This window comes from Nocardia sp. NPDC060220, assembly GCF_042727815.1.
Classification (GTDB): domain Bacteria; phylum Actinomycetota; class Actinomycetes; order Mycobacteriales; family Mycobacteriaceae; genus Nocardia.
On the sequence record NZ_JBHWZY010000413.1, the window covers coordinates 1 to 6,020 of the forward strand.

Genomic DNA, 6,020 nt, shown 5'->3' on the forward strand with positions numbered 1-6,020 from the left:
ATCGCCAAGAGCGCAGGAGTCACCGTCAATACGGTCTACTGGTACTTCCGAGACAAGGACGAGCTGCTCATCGCCGTCCTGGATCGCCTCCTGGCCGAAGCGCTCGCGACCTATGCGTCGGTCGACGGCCTGCCGCTCAACGACCGGCTGCTGTGGGTGGTCGACCAGCTGGAACGGCTACACGGGCTCGTCAACACCGTGCACACCCGCGCTCCGGCCTCTCCCGCCATCGGCACCTGGCACACCGGGTTCCACCAGCTGGCTGACGCCCTGTTCGCCGACGACCTCCGCAGGGCAGGCGCCGCCGAAGCCGACCTCGCCGCCATGACCGCCATCGGGACCTTCGTCATCGAAGGCCTCCTGACCCATCAGCGCGACGACGCGGGCAAGCGAGCCGTCATCGACCTGCTCGTCCACAGCCTCACCGCCGCCCCCCGCCGAACCGGGACAAGCTGACCGGCAGTCGCCGAGATCGGGTGTTACGAGCGGATCTTTTGCCCCCGACCTGCTCAACCTGGGGGCTGCCAAAATCTCCCAGGCTGCATATGCCCAGGACGAGGCTGTTGGAAGGTATCCATCACCAATCGGATCGCGGCAACGACGGCACCCGGACCGTGTTCAGGCCTGCTGTCGAAGTCTTCGTATCGCACTGCGGCCGACCCGTGGACGATCAGTTCTTCGGTGTCCGCCGGATAGAAGCCATAGCCCACTCCGTCGGTGAGTTCGGTGTACGGATGACGACTGGAGTAGGCCGTAGCGAGAACGCCCGGGTGGGGAGAGCGCACCAGACCGCTGGCCGCCGCACGGTTGATCAGTGCTTCCAGTGCCGATTCGATCTCGAAGTCGGGGGTGCGGAAACCGAGCAGGTCGGCCCAGTCCGGAAACGTCGACTGGCGTAGCTGCAACGCCGCCGGTGCGCCGACGACCCATGCTCGCGCCCACTCGTCGATGGCCGGATCGATGACAAATTCCCAACTCCGCGCATCGAATTCCTCGTGTGCTCGCCGCGCACGCCGGGAGTCCTCGGCGTAGTAGGCCTCCCGGAACGCCGCAGTCGAGCGGTCGACAATCGGGGAATTGCTGTGCAGGGCCCTGTCCCGATCGTCCCAGCGCCGCACAGGAGCGATGCGCGCCAACGAGAGTTCGTAACCGGACGGCTCCTGCTTCATACACGCACAGTACCGATGTTCAACTTCCGCGGAGGGGTGCAGCGAACGAGCACCAGCAGTCTCAACGGCAATTTATCCGCAATGGCATATTTCCGCGAGTGAGTGAGCTGGTCCGTCGATCCGATCAGGGGGACGTGCGCGCGTCCTTCGCGGCGCGGCGCGGGGCTTGACAGGGGCGCCGGACACGGCTTTGACTGACTTGGAAATAGGTTCCACCTCCTACGACAATGCTCTGAGAGGTCGACGATGGGTACCACGCGGATAGCGAGCCCGGGGCATCGGCGCGGATCGTCCGCCCGCCGCGGAGTCATCTCGGTTCTGGCACTGATCGGTGCGTGCCTGCTCTCCTTGACGGCTACCCAGACCGTCTCAGGGCAACCCATGGCAAACACCTCCGACACCGGATTCGCGATCCCCTTCGCCGGTGCGCCCGCCTACGAACACGTCGCACCACCGCTGATGACGAGTCCGGAGCAGCTCAACCAGCCGCTCGGTCAGGCATTGGCCGACACGATCGCCGGTCAGGTGGGTCTCGACAGAGCCGACGCGCTGACCGAGCAGCAATATCGTGACCTCAGCACCGGCGGCGGCGTCGGCGGCAGCCGCGAGGCGGCCGAGGTGATCGTCGCCTGCGTCGAGATCCTCACCAATACGGTCGGCCGCCCTCTCTATTCCGAGGTCAACGGGCAGCGCACGCCCTCGGTGCTGGCCAGCTACGGACTGTATGTGAACCCCGGTGGGCTGTTGGAGAGCCCAGCCAACGTGGACGCGCCGACCAGGCAGGTGAACACCTTGCTCGCGCCCGGCGGTTACGTCGGAACGTGGTTGCGCGACAACGGCGCGTTGCGCACTCTGGTCGCGCTCTACCGATCGGCCTACACGGTGCAAGCTGCCTACGGCTTCGCGGCGCAACAGATTTCGGGCGCGGCGCAGCTGGTGACCAACACCAAGGGCGGCGTGAGCGCCGAGGTCGGCATGTCGATGGCCCCGCCGCTGTGGATTGTGAACTTCGCACTGATCTACATCTTGAACCCGGCCCTGGCGGCGGAGATGCCAGCCTACTGGGCTCCCATGCCCCCGCAGGTCGCCGACGCGATCACAGCGAGCCCGACCGGCCAGGTCCCTTTCGGCGACTATGCGGTCTACTTCGAGTGACGTGGTCAGCACCACGGTGTGCCGGCGGTCGTGCGAGCGGAGCGTCAGTTGATGGTGCCGACGTAGCCGATGATGGTGTCGCGCGCTGTGTTCCATGCAGCAGACTCGGCGTCGGCGAATTCACCGTGTCCGGTACCGCGCAGGATTCGTAGGTCGGCGATGCCGCCGGCGCGAGTGACAGCTTCGACGTAGCGGTGACTTTGTAGCGGCGCCACAACGCGGTCGTTCTCGCCGTGTAATGCGGTGATATGAGTGTCGTTCGCCGGGAGGCGGTGAATGGGGGAGCCGTTGCGGTAGCGGTCGGGTACCTCCGCCGGTATACCGCCGAGGAGCTTCGGGACGAACGAATCCTGGCTCTCGGTGACGGCCAGATCCAAGTCGAGTACCGCCGCCATGAGGGTGAGACTGCGGATGCGAATCGCGGGATGTCTCGGTGGTTCGGCCGATCGGTGTCCGGCGGTCCAGGCGGCGAGGTGGCCGCCGGCCGAGTGTCCGGCGAGGTGAACCCGCTGTAGGTCGAGCAGGTTACCGAGGCGTGGTGCGACGATGTTCGCCAGCGCGTCGACGGCGTCGTCGACATCGGTGAGTGTGACCGGCCATCCGCCGCCGCCGTTCACTCGGCGATACTCGATGTTCCACACGGCGACGCCGTCGCCTGCCAGCACACGGGCATGGGCGTCGAATTGCGCGAGGGTCCGGTTCTGCGCCCATCCGCCGCCGTGGATCAGCACCACCACGGGCAGTCGCGTGTTCGATACCGGTGGCAGGTAGAGGTCGCCGAATGTCTCCGGTGAGTTTCCGTAGTTGATGCGCACCGGGGATGGCGGAATCGCCGATGCTTCCACAGCGATCGTCTCGGCCGGTACCGACAGATCCGTGGCGCGATATCCCAGGGCGAGGATGAACACCGCGAGCACACCGAGACCGGCAATGCGACGCTTGCCTCCGTGTGCCATTGGTAGATCTCCTCTCGATATCTGCTCCGTATCGTTCCCGCTGTCGGTCGACGACGAGATGAGGCGGTCGGATCCAGCGGCGTTCCTCACCACCACCCGAGTATCGGTTGCAGCTCCCGTCCGAGTGGTCCGGCCAGGGATCGGGAGTAGCTCGCGGTCAGGTGGTGTTCGTCGTGATAGATCAGGATGTTGCCTTCGGCCACCGCGCAGAGCGCGGGTTCGCAGACTGCGTCCGTCAGGTCGATCGGGAAGACACTGGGAAACGCCGAGGCCGGTTCCAGTCCTGGGTTGACCGGGTCGAGCGCGTCCTCGCGGCGCATGCCGCAGCTGGTTCGGTTCCCGCCGCCTGCCAAGCAATCGGTGGCCTTGTATCGGACGGTTCCGCGGCGCAGCCAGGGGGTGTCGCGGATGGCGACCACGTTGAGACCGCGGTCCGACAGTGCCGCCCAGACGTGGAGATAGTCGGCGGGCGTCTCGTCGCCGCCCTCGTCGCGGGGCCGGGTACCGGTGGTGAACACCCAGTCGGGGCGGTCGGCATCGAGGCGGTCGATCACTTCGGCCGACCAGTCCCGGCAGTCCGGGATGGGCTCGCCCTTGTAGCTGGCGTCGTCGGCCAGCGTGAGCGGGCAGCCCATCTTCAAGTACACCTGGATGCGGAACGAGTGTTCGGTGGCGAGCACCTGGAGCGCGGGCAGCCAGTGTTCGGCATGGGAGCTCCCGACCAGTGCCAGTGTTCGATCAGCATCCGGGTCGCCATAGGTACAGGTGACGACGTCGCGGGTGTCCCAGTCCGCGATACATCCGTCCGCCGTGGGCGGGGGGACTTCGGTGGGCGCGGCGAAGACGGTGGGTTGCATCGGCTCGTCGGGTGTCGCAGCGCCGGAGGCCAGCGCCTCCGCACCCGGGTACAGTGCCGGGTCGAGCTCCCCGGCCGCGACCGGTGGCTTGACCTGGACCACTGCGAACTGCCAACCGGCGGTGACGGTGATGGTCGCCGCCAGCAACACCGCGACCGCGGACGCGACGAGGTGCCGCGATCGTGCGTCCCCGGCATCGTTGCTGTCGGCTGGTGAAGTGCGCTGCCGCAGTGGCTGTTCGATCCAGCGGTGTGTCATCCAGGCCAGCACAACAGACAGCCCGATCACCCCGGTGCCGCCCACGAGACCGGCGTGGGTGTTCCCGCGTTCGGTGAGGAAGAAGATCAGGATCGGCCAGTGCCACAGGTACAGGGGATAGGCGATATCGCCGAGCCACCGCATGGCCGGATGCGCCAGTAGCCGGTTCGGTAACGGCCAGTCGGCGAACCGCAGCTGGGTCACCGAGAGGATCACCGCAGCGGTCGCGCAGACAGGGAGCAGGGCCGCGGGGCCGGGAAACCGGTTGGCGCCGTCGATGATGAGCCACCCGCACAGCACGACACCGAGAACACCGAACACCGACAGCGCGACGCGCACCTGTCGCCACAACATCAGCGTCGGCGCGACGACGGCGAGCCCGGCGCCGACCAGCAACTCCCACCCACGCGCGAAGCTGTCGTAGTAGTTCCACCCCTGGTTCGTGGCGACGCCGTAGGCCGCGTAGACGAACGAGGTCACCGACACCGCGACCACGACAGCGCCGATGGTCGCGCGAATCCGACCAGGTCGTGAGAGCCGCGCGCACAACCAGGCGACAGCCGCGACCGTCAGCAGCGCGGCCAGATAGAACTGCCCCTGCACCGACATCGACCACAGATGTTGCAGCGGACTGACCGAAGGATCGGCGGCCAGGTAGTCCGACCAGGTCAGGGCGAGCTGCCAGTTCTGGTAGTAGAACAGCGAGGACAGAACCTGCGCCGCCGCCGTCGACCATTGCGTATACGGCAGCAACACCACCGTCGCGACGACAACCGCCGCCAACACGACCGTCATGGCCGGGACGAGCCGCCGCAGAGTGCGGCGCACGACCGACCATGCCCAGAACGGCTCCGGCGACTCCGCTCGGCGCAGCAGCAAGCCCGTGAAGAAGAACCCCGAAAGCACCAGGAAGACGTCTACACCCCCGGAAACACGACCGAACCACACATGAAAGACGACGACCAACGCGATCGCGAGACCCCGCAACCCGTCCAGATCGAAGCGGTACTCCAACTCACGGTTGGTTCGCGTTGCCGTGCTGAGACGAGTCTGCTCGGTCGAATCGGCGTCAACATCGGTCACAGCCCCTGACACCGCCCCGCGGAGCTCACATCGGGTACAGGCGAGCCGGTTCTCCGGAGAACGGACGATGACGAGGACATGACAACTCTCCTACCACGGACGAAACCGCCAGGTCCATTCGCCGGCGCTCGCTTTGAGCCGGGGGCCATGCCATCGGGCGTCGATATTCGCGGCGATCGTGGTAGCGGTAGGTCGCCGAACGGATAGTGGTTCGGTAAACATGATCTGAATTCCACTCGGGCAGTTATGGTCTGGGTGCCGTCGTCATGAAGGGACGTCCATGGACACCACCGACCGAACGACACCCGATCAACACTCCTGGGTCCGCCGGAATCGGTGGATCGTCATCGCGAGCGCGGTCGGCGCGGTGATCGGGTTGACGTTGGCCGGTGGTGGCCTCCAGCACCTGAAACCGCTGTTCGGTATCGAGAGCGATTCGGTACGGTTGACCGAACCCGATGCCCTGCAGGGTCTTCCGCGCCTCGCCGGTCCCGAAATTCAGCGCGAGGCCGCGACTGTCAAGAGCACCTACGGTGCGGACG

Annotated in this window: 6 protein-coding genes; 3 read left to right on the top strand and 3 right to left on the bottom strand. The window is 66.3% G+C overall.

The genetic code is table 11. The features are described 5' to 3' along the window. On the top strand, nucleotides 1–456 hold a 456-nt coding region (locus tag ACFWF3_RS21025; RefSeq protein WP_379314954.1), incomplete at its 5' end, for a TetR/AcrR family transcriptional regulator. Between the two features lie 53 nt (nucleotides 457–509). On the opposite strand, the gene ACFWF3_RS21030 is transcribed toward ACFWF3_RS21025, so the two are convergent. After that, entirely contained in the window at nucleotides 510–1,169 is a 660-nt protein-coding gene (locus tag ACFWF3_RS21030; protein ID WP_379314955.1) for a hypothetical protein, read from the bottom strand. A 246-nt stretch (nucleotides 1,170–1,415) separates the two neighbouring features. Here ACFWF3_RS21030 and ACFWF3_RS21035 point away from each other — a divergent pair, with 246 nt between their 5' ends. After that, nucleotides 1,416–2,324: a hypothetical protein gene (locus tag ACFWF3_RS21035; protein WP_379314956.1), complete on the top strand. Its 909-nt coding sequence runs from the start codon at nucleotides 1,416–1,418 to the stop codon at nucleotides 2,322–2,324. A gap of 44 nt (nucleotides 2,325–2,368) precedes the next feature. On the opposite strand, the gene ACFWF3_RS21040 is transcribed toward ACFWF3_RS21035, so the two are convergent. Both ACFWF3_RS21040 and ACFWF3_RS21045 read right to left on the bottom strand, forming a co-directional pair. Next, nucleotides 2,369–3,280, bottom strand: a complete 912-nt coding sequence (locus ACFWF3_RS21040; protein WP_379314957.1) for an alpha/beta hydrolase family protein — start codon at nucleotides 3,278–3,280, stop codon at nucleotides 2,369–2,371. 86 nt (nucleotides 3,281–3,366) lie between these two features. Beyond that, on the bottom strand, nucleotides 3,367–5,478 hold the full coding sequence (locus ACFWF3_RS21045) for an acyltransferase family protein (protein WP_379314958.1): 2,112 nt from the start codon (nucleotides 5,476–5,478) through the stop codon (nucleotides 3,367–3,369). Nucleotides 5,479–5,758: 280 nt separating this feature from the next. On the opposite strand from ACFWF3_RS21045, the gene ACFWF3_RS21050 reads away from it, so the two are divergent. After that, nucleotides 5,759–6,020: hypothetical protein (locus ACFWF3_RS21050; protein ID WP_379314959.1), on the top strand; the 262-nt coding region annotated here is incomplete at its 3' end.